The sequence below is a fragment of the Candidatus Skiveiella danica genome, from assembly GCF_022705245.1.
Lineage (GTDB): Bacteria > Pseudomonadota > Gammaproteobacteria > Burkholderiales > Burkholderiaceae_C > Skiveiella > Skiveiella danica.
Genome location: NZ_JAKJEW010000013.1, coordinates 71,883 through 91,476, shown reverse-complemented (window position 1 = coordinate 91,476; position 19,594 = coordinate 71,883). Strand labels below are relative to the sequence as shown.

Here is a 19,594-nt window from a genome sequence, read left to right as displayed (position 1 = left end):
TTGCGGACAGGCTCGGCCTTGCGCACACCACTGATCTTCGGGCGGCACCGTGTCCACCATTGCTGCACCGCCTGAGATCGTTCCCGGTTCCATAGAGCCTGCGCAACTGGAGGCCTGGCGCGCGCGCGTCGCCTGTGGCTTCCCGGCGGTGCAGGACGTGCTGGCCGATTGCCTGCTGGAGGCCCGGGCCGCACTGAGCGCCGAAGGCATGGACGCCTGGCTGGACTGCGCCCATGCGCTGGGGCGCATGGGCCGCGGCGCGGAGCCGGTGCTGGCCTTCCTGCAGGAGTGGCCGTCGGTGGCCAGCGCCGTCGGCGAAGACCTGCTCAACGATGTGATCGCGTTGATCCAGGCGATGCAAAAGTCGCCCAACAGCCGCGCCATTGCGCCGCTGCTTCAGAGTTTGGCGGCAGTCGCGCGCCGGCTGCTCGGGCCCGGGCCGATGCGCGACTACCTGCGCGTGACGCGCGAGCTCATGCAGCGCACGACGGTGTCCCTCCACGGCCACCACGCCACCTTCGAAAGCCCGGGGCTGCCGGTGTTCCTGGAACACGCGCCGCGGGCGCTCGATGTGCTCAACGTGGCCGGCCTCTCGCGCTGGGCCGACTATGGCGCGCGCCACTACCAGCACCATCCCGAGCGCCAGCGCGACTATTTCGCCCTGAAGTCCGCCGACAGCCGTGCGGTGCTGCAGCGCGAGCGGCATGGCACGCTGCTGGTGACGGTGGAGCGCCAGCTTGACCTCACGCTGCGCTGCCTGTGGCAGGACCACGCGCCGCTGCTGTCCTTCAGCACCGGCTTCGAGGACAGCCGGGCGCCCACGCCTTTCTTCGATGCGAACGGCATCGCCCTGCCCGATGTGTATGACGACTTCATGGGCCCGGGCGGACCCTGCGGGCTGGACCGTTATCGCGCCGCCCTGGCCCACATGGCCGGCCACCGGCGCTGGAGCCAGGCCCAGGTGGCCGACAACCTGAGCCCGCTGCAGCGCCTGACCGTGGAGTGCTTCGAGGATGCGCGCATCGATCACCTCGTGCTGCGCCAGTACCCCGGCATGCAGCCGCTGTTGCTGGCCCTGCACCCGCGCCCGGTTGAAGGCGCCTGCGACCCCGACACGGCGAGCTGCCTGCGCCACCGGCTGGCGATGCTCTCAAGCGCCCTGCTGCACCCGGCGCACGGCTACCGCGACGAGGTCCTGAAAGCATTTGTCGACGAGTTTCACGCCCTCATGGCCCAGGGGCCTTCCAGCACCGCCGACATGGCCGCGCTGGCGCTACGCCATGCGGCCCGCACCCGGCGCCAGAGCGACCAGTCGGCCCGCGTGTTCTTCACCGACACCGTGGTGAGCTACCGCGACGACAACCGCCACCTCTGGACCTTCATCGAGGCCGGTGACGAGGAAGACAGCTTTGCCGAGCCACGCCCGCCCGCCGCGCAGGAGATCCAGGGCTTGCCGCCGCGCCACTACCCCGAATGGGACGCCGCCGCGCAGGACTACCGGCCCGACTGGGTCAGCGTGTACGAGGGGCTGCATGCGGGCGGCGACGCCAGCTTGATCGACCGCCTGCTGGCCAAACACGCCGTGCTGGCCCGCCAGCTGGAGCGCCTGCTGGATCTGCTCAAACCCCAGGACCGCGTGCGTCTGCGTTACCGGGAGGAAGGCAGCGAACTCGACCTGGACGTGGCGCTGCGCTCGCTGATCGACTGGCGCGCCGGCGTGCAGCCTGACCCGCGCATCCTGATGAGCCACCGCACCGACGGGCGCAGCATCGCCGTGCTGCTGCTGCTGGATCTGTCCGCCTCATTGAACGATGAAGTGCCCGGCACCGGCCAGACCCGGCTCGCAGTTAGTCAGGAGGCCGTGGCGCTGCTGGCCTGGGCGATCGATCGCCTCGGTGACCCATTCGCGATTGCCGGCTTTCACTCGAACACCCGGCACGAGGTGCGCTACCAGCACATCCTGGGCTTTTCCGAGCGTTGGGGCGAGGCCTCAAAGGGCCGACTGGCGGCCGTGCAGGCGGGCTACTCCACGCGAATGGGCGCGGCCATGCGCCACGCCGCGCACTATTTGGGGGCCCAGAAGGTCGACAAGAAGTTGCTGTTGGTGCTGACCGACGGTGAGCCGGCCGATGTGGACATGAGCGACCCGCAGGCACTGATTCTGGACACGCGCCAGGCAGTGAAGGAGCTCACCCAGCAGGGCATTCACAGCCACTGCATCAGTCTGGATCCGAACGCCGACGCCTATGTGCGTGACATCTTTGGCCACCACTTCACAGTGGTCGACCGGGTGGAGCAACTACCGGAGCGCCTGCCCAGGCTCTTCATGGCGCTGACGCGCTGAAAGGCGACCCGCCGCAAGCATCGGGCCGCGTGGCCTCGGCGCCTCGCTTCCCCCTATTGCAGCGGCAATCCGCGTCGCAGCCAGCCCGGGCCAGCCGCGCTGCCGGCCATGCCTTCCCGGACATTGAAGACCTGCGTGAAACCCTGCGCCTCCAGGTAGCGCTGGACCTGGGTGGTGCGGTTGCCGGTGCGGCAGATCAGGGCGACCGGCGCGTTCTTATCGCCCTTGGTCAGCTTGAGCAGATCATCCATGAAGCCGGGCGCCCCCTTGGGATGCTGCATGTCGAGCCGCACGGCGCCTTGCGCCACACCGGTCTGCTTCCACTCATCTGGCGTGCGGATATCGACCAGGATCAGTTTGCCCGCCTTCAACTGAGCCAGGGCATCGGGCGCGCTCATCTCCAGGCCGGTGGCGGCAAAAGCGGGGATCAGTGTCAAGGCCGCCAGCGATGCCAGTGCGACGCGCCGGGTCGTCAGAAATCTTCCATTCACAAAAAAACACCTCAAGTTCAGGCAAGAAAAATACGGCCTGCAATTCAGATGGACTGCAGGGCCGGCAGATCGAGAATGCGGTACACACGGCCCTGCTTGTCCAAGGGTTGGATCACCTTTTCGCGCACAAGAGCACTGACCTCCCGGCTGACGGTTTCGAGCTTCAGGTCGAGCATGGCACCCATGTCCTCGCGCGAAAACAACGTCGCGATCTGCGCATCGGCCTGATTTCGCATTTTTAGGATGAAATGGGCCACGCGCTGGCGCGCGGTGCCGAAGTTCAGATCAGCCAGCCAGTCATCCGCCTCCTTGAGCGCATGTTGCCATTTCTCCATCAGCCGCCTGTGCAGACGAGCCGAACTGCCCCCCAGCATGTTGATCACCGAAAGCGGTATGCGGCACACGGAAATGTCGGTCAAGGCCACCGCATCGCTGTCGTACTGCGATGTAGCCAATGCCTCCAGCCCCGCAACGTCACCTGGACGCAGCACCCGGACGATGCGCTGGCGGCCATCGGGCGTCACGCGCACCAGCTTGATCATCCCGGTGCGCAACGTGAAGATCCCCATGGCCGCCGTTGACTCGGCAAACAGGGTGGTTCCCGCGCGAAACTCCAGGTCATCAATCGGCGAGTGGATCATGCCGAAATCCTGCTCGTTCAGGTCGGCAAACAGGACCATGTCCCGGATGCCGCAATTGCGGCAGTCGGAGGTGCCTTTCCAGGCGGATTCGGTCTTGATGGGAATCATTGCGTGCCGTCAGGCGTCCGTTGTAGCGTTGTAGTTTCGGGGCCAGCAAATTGTGGCATGCCTGGTCATCTGGCGCCCTGCCATTTAACCTGCGCTGTGGGGGTGCCCCTATCTTGCCTCGGATGCGCGGTCCCGTGCTTCTTTCAGGAAACCATCTTGCAACGTTTTTGATAGCAAATAGTGACCGATCCCCGCTGGGAAAGCACCGAAAGAATCAAGAAATCGTTGGGAGAATCATCCTCGGACGGCCTTTCGTGCCGCTTCCAGGCGCTGATCAAGATACGCCCCATAGAAATCAGGCAGCATCCCGCCCACGAGCCGTTCGGCGACCTCTTGCCCCCCCTTTCCGAAGAACAGGACGGTGGGGGCCAGTTTAATCGCCCAGCGGCGTGTCATCTCTTCATGGGTCAAGGCCTGCCCCTGAAAATCCTTGAGCGGGCGCCCGGTTCGCATGTCGACCTGGACGATATCCAGCCGCCCTTCGGCGCGCAGCGGGGCCAGATAGCTGTTGCGGGCCACCACGCAGAACGGGCAGCCTTCCAGGCTGACCATCACCACCAGGGGCTCGCCATGGCGCAAGGCTGCGGCCAGTTCATCCGCCAGCGAGACCGCCTGGGGCAAGGTAGACGATGCCGACCGCGCCGCCGGCACGAACGCAGCCAGGGCGCCGGCCACCATCAAGTGGCGCCGCGGGAGGGACGCCGCGACGGTGGAACCTGAAACAGGCGAAAGGTTCATTTGGATTCGTGCTCCATCAGCAAATAGGTGTTGTAGGCGTTCATGCGATTGGCAACCCGGAACAACGGAAGCTTCTCGAATCGGCTCCAGTCGGCCGCCTGGTAGGCTTCTTCGAAGGGTTCGAGGTTGCGCGCGGCCTCGCCCATGGTCGCGCGCAGGTAAACGAGGTAGTCGCGGGTCTGCTGCATGTCCTTGCGGGCCTCACCCGACAGCGGGCCATGCCCGGGCACAATGGTGGTGGCGTCGAATTTCAGCAGCACATCCAGCGCCTGGATCCATCGCCCGCTGTCGGCCTGACCGACAAACGGAATGCGGTTGCGAAACACCAGATCGCCCGCGAACAGCACCTTCTCCTTTGGAAGATAGACCACCAGGTCTTCCGGCGTGTGCGACGGGCCCACATGCCGGATCAGGAATTGCGTGCCACCCACGGTGAGGGTCTTGTCGCCGTCGATCCACTCGTCGGCGTTCACCAGCCGGGTCTTGGCATCGACCCAGGGCGCAAGTTCGGTGCGAGAGGTCTCCAGCCGTTGGCGGGCCGTCTCGGAGTTCAGATACTCCAGCGCCGAGCGGTGCGCGATGATGCGCGCGCCCTGGTTCTTGAAGGCCTGCAGGCCATAGATGTGGTCAGCATGGTAATGGGTGACGATCACGTGCGTCACCGGCTGGCGCGTCAGCTTGCGGATCTCCTGCAAAAGGCGCTCCGCCAGCGCCGGCGAGCCCAGCGCATCGATGACCACGACGCCGGCGGGTGTCACCACGAAGGCCGCGTTGGAGACGAAGTTCTGGTTGGCCGTGGAGCCCAGCGCCGACAGGCCCTCGACATACCACGCCGAAGGCGAAACCTGGACAGTTCTCATCACGGGCGCATCTTGCGCCAGCGCGGCCGGAAGCGGCCATAGTGCCAGCCAGAGGATCAGTGCGACCCCCTGGATCAACCGGAAAAGCGCTTCAAGGGCTTTCATCATCATTCCTGACCTGAACGGACCGTCACGCAAACCCAAGCTGGCGACGGCAGTGGCGCATCAGCCCATGGGCGAAACCGCGCCTTCTTGACCGGGATCAACCCCTCGAGACAGCGCCGGGCTACCATCATATAAGTTTTCACTGAATTATTAAGGATCGACGTGAATCTGGCAACCATTTTGGAGCAGTATGGCGACGGTGCCATATTGTCCTCTGGCGGTGCGATCATCGGGGCCCTGTTCGGCTTCACGGCGCAACGCTCGCGCTTCTGCCTGCGGGCGGCCGTCATCGAGTTCTGGCACCGCCAGCTTGGCGAGAAGCTGGCAGTCTGGCTGCTGGCCTTTTCGTCGGCCGTAGTCGGTGTGCAGGCGCTGATTCTGCTGGGGGCTCTGGACGTGAGCAATGCACGGCAGTTGGCCGCGCGCGGCAGTCTCTCGGGCGCGTTGATCGGCGGGCTGCTGTTCGGCGCCGGCATGATCATGACCCGCGGCTGTGCCAGCAGGCTGCTGGTATTGTCAGCCAACGGCAACCTACGGGCTCTGCTGTCCGGCCTGATTTTTGCCGTCACAGCCCAGGCCTCACTCGGCGGCGCGCTGGAACCCCTGCGCAACAGCATCAGTGGACTGTGGACGGTCGACGGCGGCGCTACCCGCGATCTGCTGGTCATCACCGGCGCAGGGCATTGGGGCGGTCTGCTGTTCGGCTTGGGCTGGCTGATCTTTGGGCTGGTCGTCGGCGTGCGCAGCGTGGGCGGCGCCTGGAAGTGGGTGGGCGGTATTGGCGCGGGGCTCTCGGTAGTGGCTGCGTGGTGGTTTTCCAATGCCGTCGCCCGCGACTCTTTCGCCGTGGTACAGGTGCAGGGGCTGACCTTCAGCGGCCCGTCCGCGGAATGGCTGATGCGGGTGCTCCATGCGCCAGCGCCGGCCATCGGTTTCGATTTTGGCCTGATGCCGGGCGTGTTTCTGGGCTCGCTGATCGGCGCCCTCCTCGGGCGTGATTTCAAGCTGGAAGGCTTCACGGATGGCTATGGCATGCGCCGCTACATCGCGGGTGCCGTGCTCATGGGATTCGGCTCCATGCTGGCGGGCGGCTGTGCCGTGGGTGCCGGAGTGACAGGCGGATCCGTTTTCGCCCTGACCGCCTGGATCACCCTGGCTGGGATGTGGGTGGGTGCCGGCCTGACCGACCGGCTCATGGACCACAAGGTGGCCCGCGTGCAGTTTCCCAATGAGAGCCGGTCAGAAGCCAAAGCGCCCTGAAACCGGGCGACCGGCCTACTTGCCGCTCAGGTACTCGGCAACCGCGGCTATCTCAAGCGGCGTCATTTTGGCAACAATGGAGTGCATCACCTCGTTGTCGTTGGTGCGCTCGCGCAGGTTGAACTGCTTGAGCTGGGCTTCAATGTAGACGGCGTACTGTCCGGCCAGGCGCGGCAACGAGGCCGTGCCCAGACCCTCTTTGCCATGGCAGCTGGCGCAAGCCGGAAGGCTGCTGTATCTGTTGCCATGCAGGTAGATGTACTTGCCCATCCCCGACAGGTCTTCATCCTTGGCAGGTTCGCGCGGCGCGGATTTCTTTTCGAAGTACTTTCCCAGCGCCACCATCTCATCGGGTGTGAGCTTGGCAACCATGTTGCTCATGGCCGTGCTCTTGCGCTTGCCGCTCTTGAAGTTTTCCAGCTGCTTGGCGGTGTATTCCCAATGCTGCCCCGCCAGGCGCGGGAAGACTTCGCTGGAAGACTCACCTTCAGCGCCGTGGCACACGAAACAAACCCCACCGACAATTTTTTTCGCACGCTCCTCATCGGCCTGGGCCCAGACCGAACCGGCCATCCCAAGCAAGGCCACCACGGCCAGAGACTTTATCGTTTTCATCTTGAAATTCAACGTCCTAACTGTTGACTGCTTCAAAAAAAAGCCGCCGGCATCACAACCGGCGGCACGCCATGACCGGTCAGGCCAGCGTATCCGCCCAGATATTGCGGGCCCAGGCCAATGCATAGCCTCCTTCGAGTTCATTGGCTGCGCTGGAGACGCCGCCCGAGCCCGGCACCGTCAGCATGGTCTTCTGGGCAGCGTCGTAACGATGCACACTGGCCACATGCACCGCATCCTCGGCGCTGACAAAGCTGTAGCAGGTGTTGGTATAGATCGGCATCGCATTCGGCTGCTTGCCGGTCAGCAGGGCCACCACGGCCGCCGCGCAGGTTTTGCCATGCTGGTTGGCCATGTGCCCTGACTTGGGCATCAGCGGCGCGACCTGGATCGAATCGCCCAACACGTGGATATTCTTGGCGGCTTTGGCCTCGTGTGTGAGGTAGTCAATCTCACACCAGCGCTTGTTGGCCGTGGCCAGGCCCGACTTGACGGCAATGTCGCCAGCGCGCATGGCGGGCAGGACATTGAGCACAGACGCCTTGACATCGTCGTTGAACTCGAACTTGAGCGTGTTGGTGGCAGCATCCACATCAACGACGTTGTGCTTGGGTCGGTATTCGATCATGCCCTTGTAGCGATCTGCCCAGGCTTTCTTGAACAGGGGGCCCTTGGAGGTGACATCGTCGTTGGCATCCAGGATCAGCACCTTGCTCTTTGGCTTGGCCTTGGTGAAGTAGCTGGCCACCTGACAGGCCCGTTCGTAAGGGCCGGGCGGGCAGCGGTAGGGTGCCAGCGGAATGGAGATGGCATAGACGCCGCCGTCGGGCATGGCTTCGAGTTGCTTGCGAAGCGCCACAGTTTGCGGGCCGGCCTTCCAGGCATGCAGCACCTTGTCCTGCGCGCCAGGCTTTGCCATGCCGGGGAGTGTGTCCCACATGAAATCAACGCCTGGTGACAGGATCAGCCGGTCGTAACTCAACTCGCCGCCGCTGGCCAGCTTGAGCGTACGCTTGTCCGCATCGATGCTGGTCACCATGTCGCGCACCACATTGACGCCGTGGCGATTGGCCAGGTTGTCGTAGGAGATGGTGATGTCCGCCATGGTTTTGGTGCCGCCGAGCACCAGATTGGAGATCGGGCAGGAAATGAAGGCCGCACTGGGCTCGACCAGCGTCACTCGGATGCTTTGGTCGGACCACAGGCGAATGTATTTGGCGGCGGTGGCGCCGCCGTAGCCGCCTCCGACCACCACCACATGGGGGCCACCCGATCCGCCCGAGGTGGCGCAACCGGTGATCATGCCCAAGGCGCCGAGCACTGAGCCGGCACCGGCAACCTGAATCAATTGACGACGTTTCATCGCTGGTTCTCCCTTATTTCTTCAAGGCTGCGAAATACGCGGCCAGCGCCTGGAGCTGCTCGTCGGAGTAGCCCTTGGACAATTGGTGCATCAGCGTGGCGGGCTTTTTCCCGGTCTTGAAGTCCAACATCTTCTTGAGCAACTCGTCCTTGTTGACGCCGGCCAGCGACTCCATGCCGGGCTGCGCAAGGCCTGCAGTGCCGTGGCAGGTGGCACAGGTCGACGCCCAGCCGCGCACTTGCAAGGGGTCGACGGCCTGGGCGCTGGCCCAGCCGCACAAAGTGGTCAGCATGCCGACCGCCGCTATCCTGTTCCATCGCTTCATGTTGTCTCCTGAAAAGTTCGCCGGGGAAACCGGCCCCTGAGCCCGATTGGTTGACATGACCTTCGCAAAGGGGCTAAGCGGATGCCGAAGCTAAACACCGACCCACCACGCCCCGGAACGGTGGAATCAAGCATTACATCCGAAACCGCTTATATCTGCTGCGATGTTACGACCTGAATGAACTCAGGACACACCGTAGAAACCCGATGGATGCCATGGTTAAAGCGGCAGGCCACGGCGTTCCATGTGGCTCAGGCCCAGAACCCAGGCGCACCCCGCCACCAGGAGACTACGCAGCCTGACGCCGGTGCCCGCCCAGCAACAAGGCGACGGCTTTACGAGACGGATTCTGCCGCGAAGGTCTGAAGCGTTTTGCCATTGACGCACCGACTCGGGCTGCTGTGACAACCGGGTCAGCTCGCGGCAATGGAGCAACGCACTGAACCAATGAAAAAGGGCTTACGATATTCCGTAAGCCCTTGATTTCATTTTGTATCTCTGGTGGGTGATGCAGGGTTTGAACCTGCGACCCCTGCCGTGTGAAGGCAGTGCTCTACCGCTGAGCTAATCACCCGATTCCAATTGCTTGACGCTGCTGGAAAGCCTTGGATTATGCCACAGTCTGCGTCTGTCCCCCGAGCATCTGGCGCCAGATCGTTTTGCCGCCGCTGGACTTGTCGATCTGCGCAAGCACGTCCCCGTGTGCAGCCAGTTCGGACTCGTTCGGATGAAGCACCGGCAAGGTAAACTGACTCAGATCGACCGATGCATGGCCCAGTCCCTCGCCCTCCACGGTGCCCAGGTCGATCAGCAGCGCATCCTGACCTCGCGTGAGGTTGATATAGACGTCGGCCAGCAGTTCGGCGTCCAGCAGGGCTCCGTGCAGGGTCCGGCCCGAGTTGTCCACGCCCAGCCGGTCACACAAGGCATTCAGACTGTTGCGCTTGCCCGGAAACATCTCCTTGGCCATCACCAGGGTGTCCGTGACGACCCCGACAAACGTGGCGAACGGCGGACTGTTGATCAGCTCGAGCTCCTTGTTCAGGAAGCCGACGTCAAACGCGGCGTTGTGGATGATGATCTCCGCGCCCTGCACATAGTCCAGGAACTCCTGGGCGACCTCCGCAAATCTGGGTTTGTCGCGAAGAAATTCGTTGCTGATGCCGTGCACCTTCAGCGCATCCTCGTGGCTGTCGCGTTCCGGATTCAGGTAGAAATGCAGGTTGTTGCCAGTGAGCTTGCGATTGAGCAGTTCGACGCAACCGATCTCGATGATGCGGTCTCCGCCCTCGGCAGACAGGCCCGTGGTTTCGGTGTCCAGGACGATCTGACGGCTCATCAGTGATTCTCTTTGGCGTGGTTGATCGAGTACTTGGGGATCTCGATCGTGATGTCCTGCTGCGCCAGATAGGCCTGACAGGACAGGCGCGAATTGGGCTCAAGTCCCCAGGCCCTGTCGAGCAGGTCTTCCTCGTTCTCATCGAGTTCGTTGAGGCTGTTGAAGCCCTCGCGCACGACGACATGACAGGTCGTGCACGCGCAGCTCATGTCGCAGGCGTGCTCGATGTTGATATGGTGGTCCAGCAGCGCTTCGCAGATTGAGGTGCCAGCGGGCGCGGAAACCTCGGCGCCGGTCGGGCAGTACTCCGGATGGGGAAGAATTCTGATCATTGGCATGGCTGCTTCCTTAGATGGCTTCCACATTGCGGCCCGCCAGGGCTTTCTGGATGCTGTGGTTCATGCGTTGGGCGGCGAAAGCCTCGGTTCCCTTGGCCAGCGCTGTCGTGGCCGCTTCAATCGCCTGGGCGTCCTGACTGGCGACGGCCGCGGTGCTCAGCGCTTGCATCAGTGCGCCGATCGTCTGGCGCTCCTGTTCGTCGAGCAGGGCGCCATCGGCATCCAGCGCACTTTGCGTCGCCAGCAGCATGCGGTCGGCATCCACGCGGGCCTCAGCGAGCGCGCGGGCCTTCATGTCGGATTCGGCTGTGGTGAAACTGTCCTGCAACATCGTCGCGATCTGGGCATCGGACAAGCCGTAGGAAGGCTTGACATCAATCCTCGCTTCAACGCCGCTGCCCTGCTCTTTCGCGCTGACGCTGAGCAGCCCGTCGGCATCGACGGTAAAGGTGACGCGGATGCGCGCGGCGCCCGCCGCCATGGGCGGGATACCCCGCAATTCGAAACGGGCCAGGCTGCGGCAGTCGGCCACCAGATCGCGCTCGCCCTGCACCACGTGCAAGGACAGGGCGGTCTGGCCGTCCTTGTAGGTGGTGAAGTCCTGCGCCATCGCCGTCGGAATGGTCTGATTGCGTGGAACAATCCGCTCGACCAGGCCGCCCATGGTTTCAATGCCCAGCGAGAGCGGGATGACGTCGAGCAGCAGCAGGTCCCCTGTGGTGTCGTTGCCGGCAAGCTGGTTGGCCTGAACCGCCGCACCAATGGCGACGACTTCGTCGGGATTCAGGTTGTTCAGCGGCTCGCGGCCGAAAAAATCGGCGACCGCTCGCTGAATCTGGGGCATGCGGGTCGATCCGCCCACCATGACCACACCGTGGACGTCGGCCCGCTCGAGTCTTGCATCCCGCATCACTTTGCGCACCGCGCTCAGCGCGCGCGCGGTCAGAGCGGCCGTGGCGGCCTCGAAATCGGATACTTTGACGTCCAAATGGATCATTCCCAGCGTCAAATGGACGTCGACAGCTACTGAATTCGTAGCGCTCAAGGATTCCTTGGTGCGCCGCGCTGCAGCCTTCAGCAGCGCTTTGTCCGTCGCCGTGACGGTCTGCAGGCCGGTCTGCGCCAACACCCAATCCGCCAGCGCCTGGTCGTAGTCGTCACCGCCGAGGGCAGAGTCGCCACCGGTGGCGATGACCTCGAAAACACCTCGGGTCAAGCGCAGGATGGAGATGTCGAACGTGCCGCCACCCAGGTCGAACACCGCATAGATGCCTTCGCTGGCATTGTCCAAGCCGTAGGCGATGGCCGCCGCCGTGGGCTCGTTGATCAGGCGCAGCACGTTGATGCCGGCAAGTTGCGCGGCATCCTTCGTGGCTTGGCGTTGGGCATCGTCAAAGTAGGCGGGCACCGTGATGACCGCTCCGTAGAGGTCGTCGTTGAAGGTGTCTTCGGCGCGATAACGCAGCGTGGCCAGAATCTCGGCGCTGATTTCGACCGGCGATTTCTCGCCCTGCGCCGTATGCAACGACAGCATGCCGGCGGCCTTGTCGACAAACCGGTATGGCAACTTGTCGCGGCCGCGGATATCCGCCAGACCACGGCCCATGAAGCGCTTGACCGACGCGATCGTGTTCTCCGGATCGGTTGCACCAGCCACCAACGCCTCGGCGCCGATCTGGCGCCCGCCGCCTTCGAGGTAACGGACAACCGACGGCAGGATCACATGGCCCTGGCTGTCGGGCAGGCATTCGGCCACACCATGGCGCACGGCGGCGACGAGCGAATGGGTGGTTCCCAGGTCGATGCCCACCGCGACCCGACGCTGGTGCGGGTCCGGTGCCTGACCGGGTTCGGATATCTGAAGAAGCGCCATGTGTGCTGCTGGGGAACGGGCCCGTTTGAATAATGGTTGTGGCTGCGCGGCCGTGGGTGACTATTGTCCCCTGTCGGCAGAGTCCATGGCATCGTGACTGGCATCGATCCGAGCGTTCACTTCTTCCGAAAAGCGCTCGATGAACATCAGCGCGCGGACATGCCCGACGGCGGTCTTGAAATCCTGCAATTGATCGATCGCCTGCCCGCACGCCTCCAAGGCCACACGGCGGGCCTGTATGACTTCACGCGAAAGGGACTCGAGACGACTCAGGTCCGATGCGTCCTCCAGCTCTTCCCGCCACTCCATCTGCTGCATCAAGAAGGCCGCCGGCATCGCCGTATTGTTCTCCGCATTGACCGCGGCGCCGCCCAACTCGCAGAGATACGCGGCACGCTTGAGCGGATCCCTCAGGCGCTGATACGCCTCATTGATGCGAACCGACCACTGCATGGCCACGCGCTGGGCGGCCGCGCCTTGCGCGGCAAAGCGGTCCGGATGCGCCTCTCGCTGAAGGTCCTTCCAGCGTGCGTCGAGCACCGACGCGTCCTGCGCAAACTGCCGGCGTAGCTGGAACAACTCGAAATCGTCGGATTGGAGATTCATGTCAACAAAAAACCGCCTGGACGCGCTGCGCCGGCGGTTCGTCAGCAAGCAGGATCATCAGACCCGGAAGCTCTCGCCGCAACCGCAGCGGTCACGCTCATTCGGATTGTTGAACCGGAAACCTTCGTTCAATCCCTCGCGCACGAAATCAAGTTCGGTCCCGTCGATATAGGCCAAGCTCTTGGGGTCGATCAGGACTTTGATGCCATGCCCTTCAAACACCATGTCTTCGGGTGCGATTTCGTCCACGTATTCAAGCTTGTACGCCAGGCCGGAACAGCCCGTCGTCTTGACCCCCAGGCGCACACCCACCCCCTTGCCACGTTTGGCAAGGTAGCGGGTCACGTGCCGCGCGGCGGCTTCGGTCATTGTCACAGCCATGTCTGTTGCAACCTCAATGGGCGTGCTTTTTCTTGTAATCGTCCACCGCAGCCTTGATCGCGTCCTCGGCAAGAATGGAGCAATGAATCTTCACCGGCGGCAGCGCCAGTTCCTCGGCGATCTGGCTGTTCTTCAGCGCGGCCGCTTCATCAAGGGTCTTGCCCTTGACCCATTCGGTCACCAACGAACTGGATGCGATGGCCGATCCACAACCGTAGGTCTTGAAGCGCGCATCCTCGATCACCCCCGTGGCCGGGTTGACCTTGATCTGCAGCTTCATCACGTCGCCGCAGGCGGGCGCACCCACCATGCCGGTTCCCACCGACTCGTCGCCCTTGTCGAAGGAGCCGACATTGCGGGGGTTCTCATAGTGCTCGACAACTTTTTCAGAATAGGCCATTTGATTTCCCTCTTGCATTCAATCAGTGGGCCGTCCACTGAATGGTTGATAGATCCACGCCGTCCTGGTACATCTCCCACAACGGGCTGAGGTCGCGAAGCTTTGCAACGTTCTGCCGAATGGTTTCGATGGCATAGTCGATTTCGGCTTCGGTCGTCCAGCGCCCGATCGTCATGCGAAGGCTGCTGTGGGCCAGTTCATCGCTGCGGCCAAGCGCCCGCAGGACGTAGCTGGGCTCCAGCGACGCCGAGGTGCAGGCCGAACCCGATGACACGGCCAGTCCCTTGATCCCCATGATCAGTGACTCGCCTTCGACGAAGTTGAAGCTCATGTTGATGTTCTGGGCCACACGCTGTGTGGCATGGCCGTTGAGGAACGCCTGCTCCACGTCCTTCAGCCCATTGATCAGGCGGTCATGCAACGCCCGTGCCTTGGCATTGTCCTGAGCCATTTCAAGGCGTGCCAGACGGAAAGCCTCGCCCATGCCCACGCACTGGTGTGTCGGCAAGGTGCCCGAGCGCATGCCGCGCTCATGGCCGCCCCCATGCATCTGTGCCTCCAGCCGCACACGCGGCTTGCGCCGAACATACAGCGCGCCGATACCCTTGGGGCCGTAGGTCTTGTGTGAAGCCAGACTCATCAGGTCGACCGGCAGCGTCTTGAGGTCGATTTCGACCTTGCCGGTGGCCTGGGCAGCGTCGACATGCAACAGGATGCCCTTTTCGCGGCAAAGCGCGCCAATGGCGGCGATGTCCTGAATCACACCGATCTCGTTGTTCACGAACATCACACTGACCAGGATGGTGTCAGGCCGGATCGCTGCCTTGAGCACGTCGAAGCTGAGCAATCCGTCTTCCTGCACGTCCAGGTAGGACACTTCGAAACCCTGGCGCTCCAACTCGCGCATCGTGTCGAGCACGGCCTTGTGTTCCGTCTTCACCGTGATCAGGTGCCGGCCCTTGCTCTGATAGAAATGGGCGGCGCCCTTCAGCGCGAGATTGTTCGACTCTGTGGCGCCGCTGGTCCAGACGATTTCACGCGGATCGGCGCCGATCAGTTCGGCAACCTGTTCCCGTGCGTTCTCGACGGCGGCTTCTGCTTCCCAGCCCCAGGCATGGCTGCGGGATGCCGGGTTGCCGAAATGCTCGCGCAACCATGGGATCATCACATCTACCACGCGGGGGTCGCAGGGCGTGGTGGCGCCGTAATCCATATAGATCGGGAAGTGAGGGGTGGATTCCATAGACGGTTTCAGATTTCAGTTGGCAGACCAGGTGCAAGAAAAGGCGGGGCGGAGCGACCCGGCGGCAATCCGCCCTCAACTCTTGGCAAAGGCGTTGCCCAAGGCAAACACCGAGTTCGGGGCATTCACACGAACCGGCCGCGAAACCGGCATGGCATGAATCGCCCGTTTGACCGCCGGCTTGTCCTCGATCTGGACGCCCTTGGCCAAATGATCGTCGACCAGTTTCTGCAGGTTTACGGAATCCAGGAACTCGACCATCTTCGTATTCAGCGAAGCCCAGAGCTCGTGCGTCATGCAACGCCCGCCCTCGCCCAAACAGTTTTCCTTGCCGCCGCACTGGGTGGCATCGATCGGTTCATCGACGGATGTAATGATGTCGGCGACGGTAATGTCCACGGCCTTTCGACCTAACGTGTAGCCACCGCCAGGGCCCCGCGTCGACTCGACCAGCTCATTGCGACGCAGCTTGCCGAACAGCTGCTCCAGATAAGACAAGGAAATCTGTTGCCGCTGGCTGATGGCCGCGAGCGTGACAGGGCCCGAATTCTGACGCAACGCCAGATCGATCATGGCGGTGACCGCAAAACGGCCTTTGGTGGTAAGTCGCATGGCTGACTCCTTCTCGAATGGCGATGACTGGCTCGGGTCCGCGTTGGGCTGGATGGCCGCCCCTCTCAACCGGTCATCCGAGATTGCGGATCTGGGTTGGGGTATTTCGGCGGGTTATCCTGACTAACGTGGTCAAGTATAACACAAGACCCAGCGGATTGCTCGGACAAAATTACCAATCAGTCGCCAAATGATCGAATGCGTCCGCGCGGATATCGACCAGGGCTGTCGCAGCACCGCCTCAAGATACGACCGGGTCGCCACCAGGTGCGCCAAAAGCCCTCTTCTTCAGGAGGCTGAGTTCATCGCGTACCCGGGCCGCCTTCTCGAACTCCAGGTCACGCGCAAAGGCGAGCATGGTTTTCTCGAGCCGCTTGATTTCGCGGCCGATGTCCTTCTCCGACATGTCCTCCACCCGAGCCCGCTGCAAAGCATCCTGTTCCAGCCGATCGGCTTCGCGTCCGGCTTTCTCGCTGTAGACGCCATCGATCAGATCGCGAACCTTCTTGACGATGCTGCGAGGCGTGATGCCGTGCTCCAGGTTGTGGGCCACCTGGCGGGCCCGCCGTCGGCCGGTCTCGTCAATGGCCCGCTTCATCGAGTCGGTCACCCTGTCGGCATACAGGATCGCCCGGCCACTGAGGTTTCGGGCCGCGCGCCCGATGGTCTGGATCAGCGAGCGCTCGGAGCGCAGAAATCCCTCCTTGTCAGCGTCCAGAATTGCGACCAATGACACCTCCGGGATGTCCAGGCCTTCGCGCAACAGATTGATGCCCACCAGCACATCAAAAGCGCCCAAGCGCAGGTCGCGGATGATCTCCACCCGCTCCACCGTATCCACATCACTGTGGAGGTAGCGCACCTTCACCCCGTTCTCACTCAAATAGTCGGTCAGTTGCTCGGCCATGCGCTTGGTCAATGTGGTGATCAGCACGCGCTCATGGCGATCCACACGAATCCTGATTTCCTGCAGCACGTCGTCGACCTGGTGGGTGGCCGGTCGCACCTCCACTTCCGGGTCCACCAGCCCGGTCGGCCGCACCAGTTGCTCCACGACCTGCCCCGCATGCTCGTTTTCCCACTGCGCCGGCGTGGCGGAAACGAAAATGGCCTGGCGCATGCGGGCTTCGAATTCCTCGAATTTCAGCGGCCGGTTGTCCAGCGCGCTCGGCAAGCGGAAACCGTACTCGACCAAGGTGGTCTTGCGTGAACGGTCGCCGTTGTACATGCCGCCGAACTGGCCGATCAGCACATGCGACTCATCCAGGAACATTACGGCATCTTTGGGCAGGTAGTCTGTCAGCGTCGCCGGCGGGTCGCCGGGCGCCGCACCGGAGAGATGCCGGGTGTAGTTCTCGATCCCCTTGCAGTGACCCAGTTCGCTTAACATCTCCAGGTCAAACCGGGTGCGCTGCTCCAGCCGCTGCGCTTCCACCAGCTTGCCCTGGCTCACGAACTCTTTCAACCGGTCGGCCAGCTCGACCTTGATGGTCTCTACCGCCGCCAGTACCTGATCCCGGGGTGTCACATAGTGGCTGCTGGGGTACACCGTGAAGCGCGGAATCTTCTGCCGGATGCGACCGGTCAGTGGATCGAACAGCTGCAACGATTCGATCTCGTCGTCGAACAATTCGACCCGAATGGCCATTTCGCTGTGCTCTGCCGGGAAGATGTCGATCGTGTCCCCGCGTACCCGGAACGTGCCCCGGGAAAACTCCATGTCGTTGCGCTGGTACTGCATGCGGATCAGCTGGGCTATCACGTCGCGCTGCCCCATCCGGTCACCGGATCGCAGCGTCATGACCATCTTGTGGTACGCCTCCGGTTGACCGATGCCGTAAATGGCCGAGACCGTCGCGACGATAACCACATCGCGCCGCTCGAGAATGCTCTTGGTGCACGACAGGCGCATCTGTTCGATGTGCTCGTTGATCGCCGAGTCCTTCTCAATGAACAGGTCGCGCTGCGGGACATAGGCCTCGGGCTGGTAGTAGTCGTAATAGCTGACGAAATACTCCACCGCATTGTTCGGGAAGAACTCCCTGAACTCGCTGTAAAGCTGGGCTGCCAGGGTCTTGTTGGGGGCGAACACAATGGCCGGGCGACCCAGGCGGGCGATCACATTGGCCATCGTGAACGTCTTGCCCGAGCCGGTCACGCCCAGAAGGGTCTGGAACACCTCGCCATCTAGCACGCCCTCCACCAGTTTGTCGATCGCCACCGGCTGGTCGCCGGCTGGCGGATAGGGCTGGAACAGCTCGAACGGGGATCCCGGGAAGGTGACAAACCGACCGGCTTTGGCTTCAGGAGTGACGTCGATGACTTCTTGCATGAGGGAAAACCCGGAACGTGTGGCGCACCCCGTTAAAATTGGGGCAACCGCATAGGCTACCTCAGCCCGGGACTATTTGCCTGACTTCCCACCTCCAAGGACCCTCCATGTCTCTCTTCACCGCTGTCGAAATGGCCCCCCGCGATCCGATCCTGGGTCTGAACGAGCAATTTGCAGCCGATACCAATCCCAACAAGGTCAATCTCGGTGTCGGGGTGTACTTCGATGACAACGGAAAACTGCCGCTCCTGGAGTGCGTGCAGGCGGCCGAAAAGACCATGATGGAAAAGCCCGCCGCGCGAGGCTATCTGCCCATTGACGGCATCGCCGCGTACGACGCCGCGGTCAAGAGCCTGGTGTTCGGTGCCGATTCCGAGCCGGTCAAGTCTGGCCGTATTGCCACCGTGCAGGGCATTGGCGGCACCGGTGGCCTGAAAATCGGCGCTGATTTCCTCAAGAAGCTCAATCCCGCCGCCAAGGTGCTGATTTCCGACCCGAGCTGGGAAAACCACCGCGCCCTGTTCTCCAGCGCAGGTTTCATCGTGGAAAGTTATCGCTATTACGACGCCGCCACGCGCGGCGTGGACTTCACCGGCATGTTGGCCGACCTGAACGCCGCCGCACCGGGCACCATCATCCTGCTGCATGCCTGCTGCCACAACCCAACCGGCTACGACATCACTGGCGCGCAATGGGACCAGGTGATCGCCGTCGTGAGAGCAAAGAACCTGGTTCCCTTCCTGGACATGGCTTACCAAGGCTTCGGCAACGGCATCACCGAGGACGGTGCCGTGATCGGCAAGTTCGTGGCCGCCGGCCTGGACTTCTTCGTGTCCACCTCCTTCTCCAAGAGCTTCAGCCTTTATGGCGAGCGCGTGGGCGCGCTGTCGGTGCTGTGCGCGAGCAAGGAGGAAGCCGATCGGGTGCTGAGCCAACTCAAGATCGTGATCCGCACCAACTACTCCAATCCGCCCATCCACGGCGGCGCGGTGGTGGCAGCAGTGCTCGGCAGTCCTGAACTGCGCGCTATGTGGGAGAAGGAGTTGGCCGCGATGCGGGTACGGATCAAGGCGATGCGTCAGAAGCTGGTCGATGGACTGAAGGCGGCCGGTGTACAGCAGGACATGAGCTTCATCACCACCCAAATCGGCATGTTCAGCTATTCCGGCCTGACGAAGGACCAGATGGTGCGCCTGCGCAGCGAGTTTGGGGTCTATGGCACCGACACCGGCCGCATGTGCGTGGCCGCGCTCAACAGCAAGAACATCGACTACGTCTGCCAGGCCATCGCCAAGGTCGTCTGATCACAATCGGGCCGATGCAACCGCGGAAAATGCCACCTTCGGGTGGCTTTTTTGCTCTTGAGTGGCCAGTCCCCATCGCCAATTGGTCATTTTTTGCTATGGTTTCAGGACTTTCCGATCTTGCGTCACGGCATCGATATCGATGCGAAGGCGGCCATCCGTTCCCGTTCGGATGTCGCTTCGTTCAGCCCCGTGAAAGAATATTTTGATAGAAGTCAAATTGACGGTATGAAGGCCTCAGCACGGCTGAGCTCATGACCCGGTATGCACCGTAGGTAGTTGTGCGGAATGCTATTGCGTTCACCAACTGTTATAT

19 protein-coding genes and 1 tRNA gene are annotated in these 19,594 nt (G+C 62.6%); 3 read left to right on the top strand and 17 right to left on the bottom strand.

Features of this window, described 5'->3' with window-relative positions:
* Window positions 1-49 precede the first annotated feature (49 nt).
* A complete protein-coding gene (locus ACMUOY_RS09510) occupies window positions 50-2,344 on the top strand; it encodes a nitric oxide reductase activation protein NorD (protein WP_413892475.1) in 2,295 nt (764 codons plus the stop codon).
* Window positions 2,345-2,397: 53 nt separating this feature from the next.
* Here ACMUOY_RS09510 and ACMUOY_RS09505 read toward each other — a convergent pair whose 3' ends face one another.
* The 4 genes from ACMUOY_RS09505 to ACMUOY_RS09490 all read right to left on the bottom strand — a co-directional run bounded on the left by ACMUOY_RS09505 (window position 2,398) and on the right by ACMUOY_RS09490 (window position 5,287).
* Window positions 2,398-2,835: a rhodanese-like domain-containing protein gene (locus tag ACMUOY_RS09505; RefSeq protein ID WP_413892474.1), complete on the bottom strand. Its 438-nt coding sequence runs from the start codon at window positions 2,833-2,835 to the stop codon at window positions 2,398-2,400.
* Window positions 2,836-2,879: 44 nt separating this feature from the next.
* The gene (locus ACMUOY_RS09500; RefSeq protein WP_413892473.1) at window positions 2,880-3,584 is read right to left on the bottom strand and encodes a Crp/Fnr family transcriptional regulator; all 705 of its coding nucleotides are present in this window, start codon (window positions 3,582-3,584) and stop codon (window positions 2,880-2,882) included.
* A gap of 234 nt (window positions 3,585-3,818) precedes the next feature.
* Window positions 3,819-4,262: a thioredoxin fold domain-containing protein gene (locus ACMUOY_RS09495; RefSeq protein ID WP_413892472.1), complete on the bottom strand. Its 444-nt coding sequence runs from the start codon at window positions 4,260-4,262 to the stop codon at window positions 3,819-3,821.
* Window positions 4,263-4,318: 56 nt separating this feature from the next.
* A complete protein-coding gene (locus tag ACMUOY_RS09490) occupies window positions 4,319-5,287 on the bottom strand; it encodes an MBL fold metallo-hydrolase (protein ID WP_413892471.1) in 969 nt (322 codons plus the stop codon).
* 162 nt (window positions 5,288-5,449) lie between these two features.
* Between ACMUOY_RS09490 and ACMUOY_RS09485 the strand changes: the two genes are divergently transcribed.
* On the top strand, window positions 5,450-6,547 hold the full coding sequence (locus tag ACMUOY_RS09485) for a YeeE/YedE family protein (RefSeq protein ID WP_413892470.1): 1,098 nt from the start codon (window positions 5,450-5,452) through the stop codon (window positions 6,545-6,547).
* 15 nt (window positions 6,548-6,562) lie between these two features.
* Here ACMUOY_RS09485 and ACMUOY_RS09480 read toward each other — a convergent pair whose 3' ends face one another.
* The 13 genes from ACMUOY_RS09480 to uvrB all read right to left on the bottom strand — a co-directional run bounded on the left by ACMUOY_RS09480 (window position 6,563) and on the right by uvrB (window position 17,974).
* Window positions 6,563-7,162 (bottom strand): c-type cytochrome, encoded by a 600-nt coding sequence (locus ACMUOY_RS09480; RefSeq protein WP_413892469.1) that lies wholly within the window; start codon window positions 7,160-7,162, stop codon window positions 6,563-6,565.
* Window positions 7,163-7,241: 79 nt separating this feature from the next.
* On the bottom strand, window positions 7,242-8,525 hold the full coding sequence (locus ACMUOY_RS09475; RefSeq protein WP_413892468.1) for an NAD(P)/FAD-dependent oxidoreductase: 1,284 nt from the start codon (window positions 8,523-8,525) through the stop codon (window positions 7,242-7,244).
* Window positions 8,526-8,538: 13 nt separating this feature from the next.
* Window positions 8,539-8,850, bottom strand: coding sequence for a c-type cytochrome (locus ACMUOY_RS09470; protein ID WP_413892467.1), 312 nt, complete (start codon window positions 8,848-8,850; stop codon window positions 8,539-8,541).
* A 499-nt stretch (window positions 8,851-9,349) separates the two neighbouring features.
* Window positions 9,350-9,424 (bottom strand) — tRNA-Val (locus ACMUOY_RS09465).
* Window positions 9,425-9,460: 36 nt separating this feature from the next.
* The gene (gene dnaQ, locus ACMUOY_RS09460) at window positions 9,461-10,189 is read right to left on the bottom strand and encodes a DNA polymerase III subunit epsilon (RefSeq protein WP_413892466.1); all 729 of its coding nucleotides are present in this window, start codon (window positions 10,187-10,189) and stop codon (window positions 9,461-9,463) included.
* A complete protein-coding gene (gene fdx, locus ACMUOY_RS09455) occupies window positions 10,189-10,527 on the bottom strand; it encodes an ISC system 2Fe-2S type ferredoxin (protein ID WP_413892465.1) in 339 nt (112 codons plus the stop codon). Before fdx ends, dnaQ begins: the two co-directional genes overlap by 1 nt.
* Before the next feature lie 10 nt (window positions 10,528-10,537).
* Entirely contained in the window at window positions 10,538-12,400 is a 1,863-nt protein-coding gene (gene hscA, locus ACMUOY_RS09450; protein WP_413892464.1) for a molecular chaperone HscA, read from the bottom strand.
* 60 nt (window positions 12,401-12,460) lie between these two features.
* Complete coding sequence (gene hscB / locus ACMUOY_RS09445) at window positions 12,461-13,006, bottom strand: Fe-S protein assembly co-chaperone HscB (protein ID WP_413892463.1); 546 nt, start codon at window positions 13,004-13,006, stop codon at window positions 12,461-12,463.
* A 57-nt stretch (window positions 13,007-13,063) separates the two neighbouring features.
* Window positions 13,064-13,387, bottom strand: a complete 324-nt coding sequence (iscA, locus tag ACMUOY_RS09440) for a HesB/IscA family protein (RefSeq protein WP_413892462.1) — start codon at window positions 13,385-13,387, stop codon at window positions 13,064-13,066.
* Between the two features lie 13 nt (window positions 13,388-13,400).
* Window positions 13,401-13,787, bottom strand: coding sequence for a Fe-S cluster assembly scaffold IscU (gene iscU / locus ACMUOY_RS09435; RefSeq protein ID WP_413892461.1), 387 nt, complete (start codon window positions 13,785-13,787; stop codon window positions 13,401-13,403).
* A gap of 22 nt (window positions 13,788-13,809) precedes the next feature.
* The gene (locus ACMUOY_RS09430) at window positions 13,810-15,030 is read right to left on the bottom strand and encodes an IscS subfamily cysteine desulfurase (protein WP_413892460.1); all 1,221 of its coding nucleotides are present in this window, start codon (window positions 15,028-15,030) and stop codon (window positions 13,810-13,812) included.
* Window positions 15,031-15,105: 75 nt separating this feature from the next.
* A complete protein-coding gene (iscR, locus tag ACMUOY_RS09425; protein ID WP_413892459.1) occupies window positions 15,106-15,642 on the bottom strand; it encodes a Fe-S cluster assembly transcriptional regulator IscR in 537 nt (178 codons plus the stop codon).
* 241 nt (window positions 15,643-15,883) lie between these two features.
* Window positions 15,884-17,974, bottom strand: a complete 2,091-nt coding sequence (gene uvrB, locus ACMUOY_RS09420) for an excinuclease ABC subunit UvrB (protein ID WP_413892458.1) — start codon at window positions 17,972-17,974, stop codon at window positions 15,884-15,886.
* Window positions 17,975-18,081: 107 nt separating this feature from the next.
* On the opposite strand from uvrB, the gene ACMUOY_RS09415 reads away from it, so the two are divergent.
* On the top strand, window positions 18,082-19,278 hold the full coding sequence (locus ACMUOY_RS09415) for an amino acid aminotransferase (RefSeq protein ID WP_413892457.1): 1,197 nt from the start codon (window positions 18,082-18,084) through the stop codon (window positions 19,276-19,278).
* Window positions 19,279-19,594: the final 316 nt, after the last annotated feature.

What these genes read in the sequence shown, in the direction of transcription:
- ACMUOY_RS09495 (WP_413892472.1), bottom strand. Translation starts at nt 4,262, where the DNA reads ATGGTGGCCGGCGCCCTGGCTGCGTTCGTGCCGGCGGCGCGGTCGGCA.
- ACMUOY_RS09480 (WP_413892469.1), bottom strand. Translation starts at nt 7,162, where the DNA reads ATGAAAACGATAAAGTCTCTGGCCGTGGTGGCCTTGCTTGGGATGGCC.
- hscB (WP_413892463.1), bottom strand. Translation starts at nt 13,006, where the DNA reads ATGAATCTCCAATCCGACGATTTCGAGTTGTTCCAGCTACGCCGGCAG.
- iscA (WP_413892462.1), bottom strand. Translation starts at nt 13,387, where the DNA reads ATGGCTGTGACAATGACCGAAGCCGCCGCGCGGCACGTGACCCGCTAC.
- dnaQ (WP_413892466.1), bottom strand. Translation starts at nt 10,189, where the DNA reads ATGAGCCGTCAGATCGTCCTGGACACCGAAACCACGGGCCTGTCTGCC.
- ACMUOY_RS09490 (WP_413892471.1), bottom strand. Translation starts at nt 5,287, where the DNA reads ATGAAAGCCCTTGAAGCGCTTTTCCGGTTGATCCAGGGGGTCGCACTG.
- ACMUOY_RS09430 (WP_413892460.1), bottom strand. Translation starts at nt 15,030, where the DNA reads ATGGAATCCACCCCTCACTTCCCGATCTATATGGATTACGGCGCCACC.
- iscU (WP_413892461.1), bottom strand. Translation starts at nt 13,787, where the DNA reads ATGGCCTATTCTGAAAAAGTTGTCGAGCACTATGAGAACCCCCGCAAT.
- ACMUOY_RS09470 (WP_413892467.1), bottom strand. Translation starts at nt 8,850, where the DNA reads ATGAAGCGATGGAACAGGATAGCGGCGGTCGGCATGCTGACCACTTTG.
- ACMUOY_RS09500 (WP_413892473.1), bottom strand. Translation starts at nt 3,584, where the DNA reads ATGATTCCCATCAAGACCGAATCCGCCTGGAAAGGCACCTCCGACTGC.
- fdx (WP_413892465.1), bottom strand. Translation starts at nt 10,527, where the DNA reads ATGCCAATGATCAGAATTCTTCCCCATCCGGAGTACTGCCCGACCGGC.
- uvrB (WP_413892458.1), bottom strand. Translation starts at nt 17,974, where the DNA reads ATGCAAGAAGTCATCGACGTCACTCCTGAAGCCAAAGCCGGTCGGTTT.
- ACMUOY_RS09475 (WP_413892468.1), bottom strand. Translation starts at nt 8,525, where the DNA reads ATGAAACGTCGTCAATTGATTCAGGTTGCCGGTGCCGGCTCAGTGCTC.
- ACMUOY_RS09415 (WP_413892457.1), top strand. Translation starts at nt 18,082, where the DNA reads ATGTCTCTCTTCACCGCTGTCGAAATGGCCCCCCGCGATCCGATCCTG.
- iscR (WP_413892459.1), bottom strand. Translation starts at nt 15,642, where the DNA reads ATGCGACTTACCACCAAAGGCCGTTTTGCGGTCACCGCCATGATCGAT.
- hscA (WP_413892464.1), bottom strand. Translation starts at nt 12,400, where the DNA reads ATGGCGCTTCTTCAGATATCCGAACCCGGTCAGGCACCGGACCCGCAC.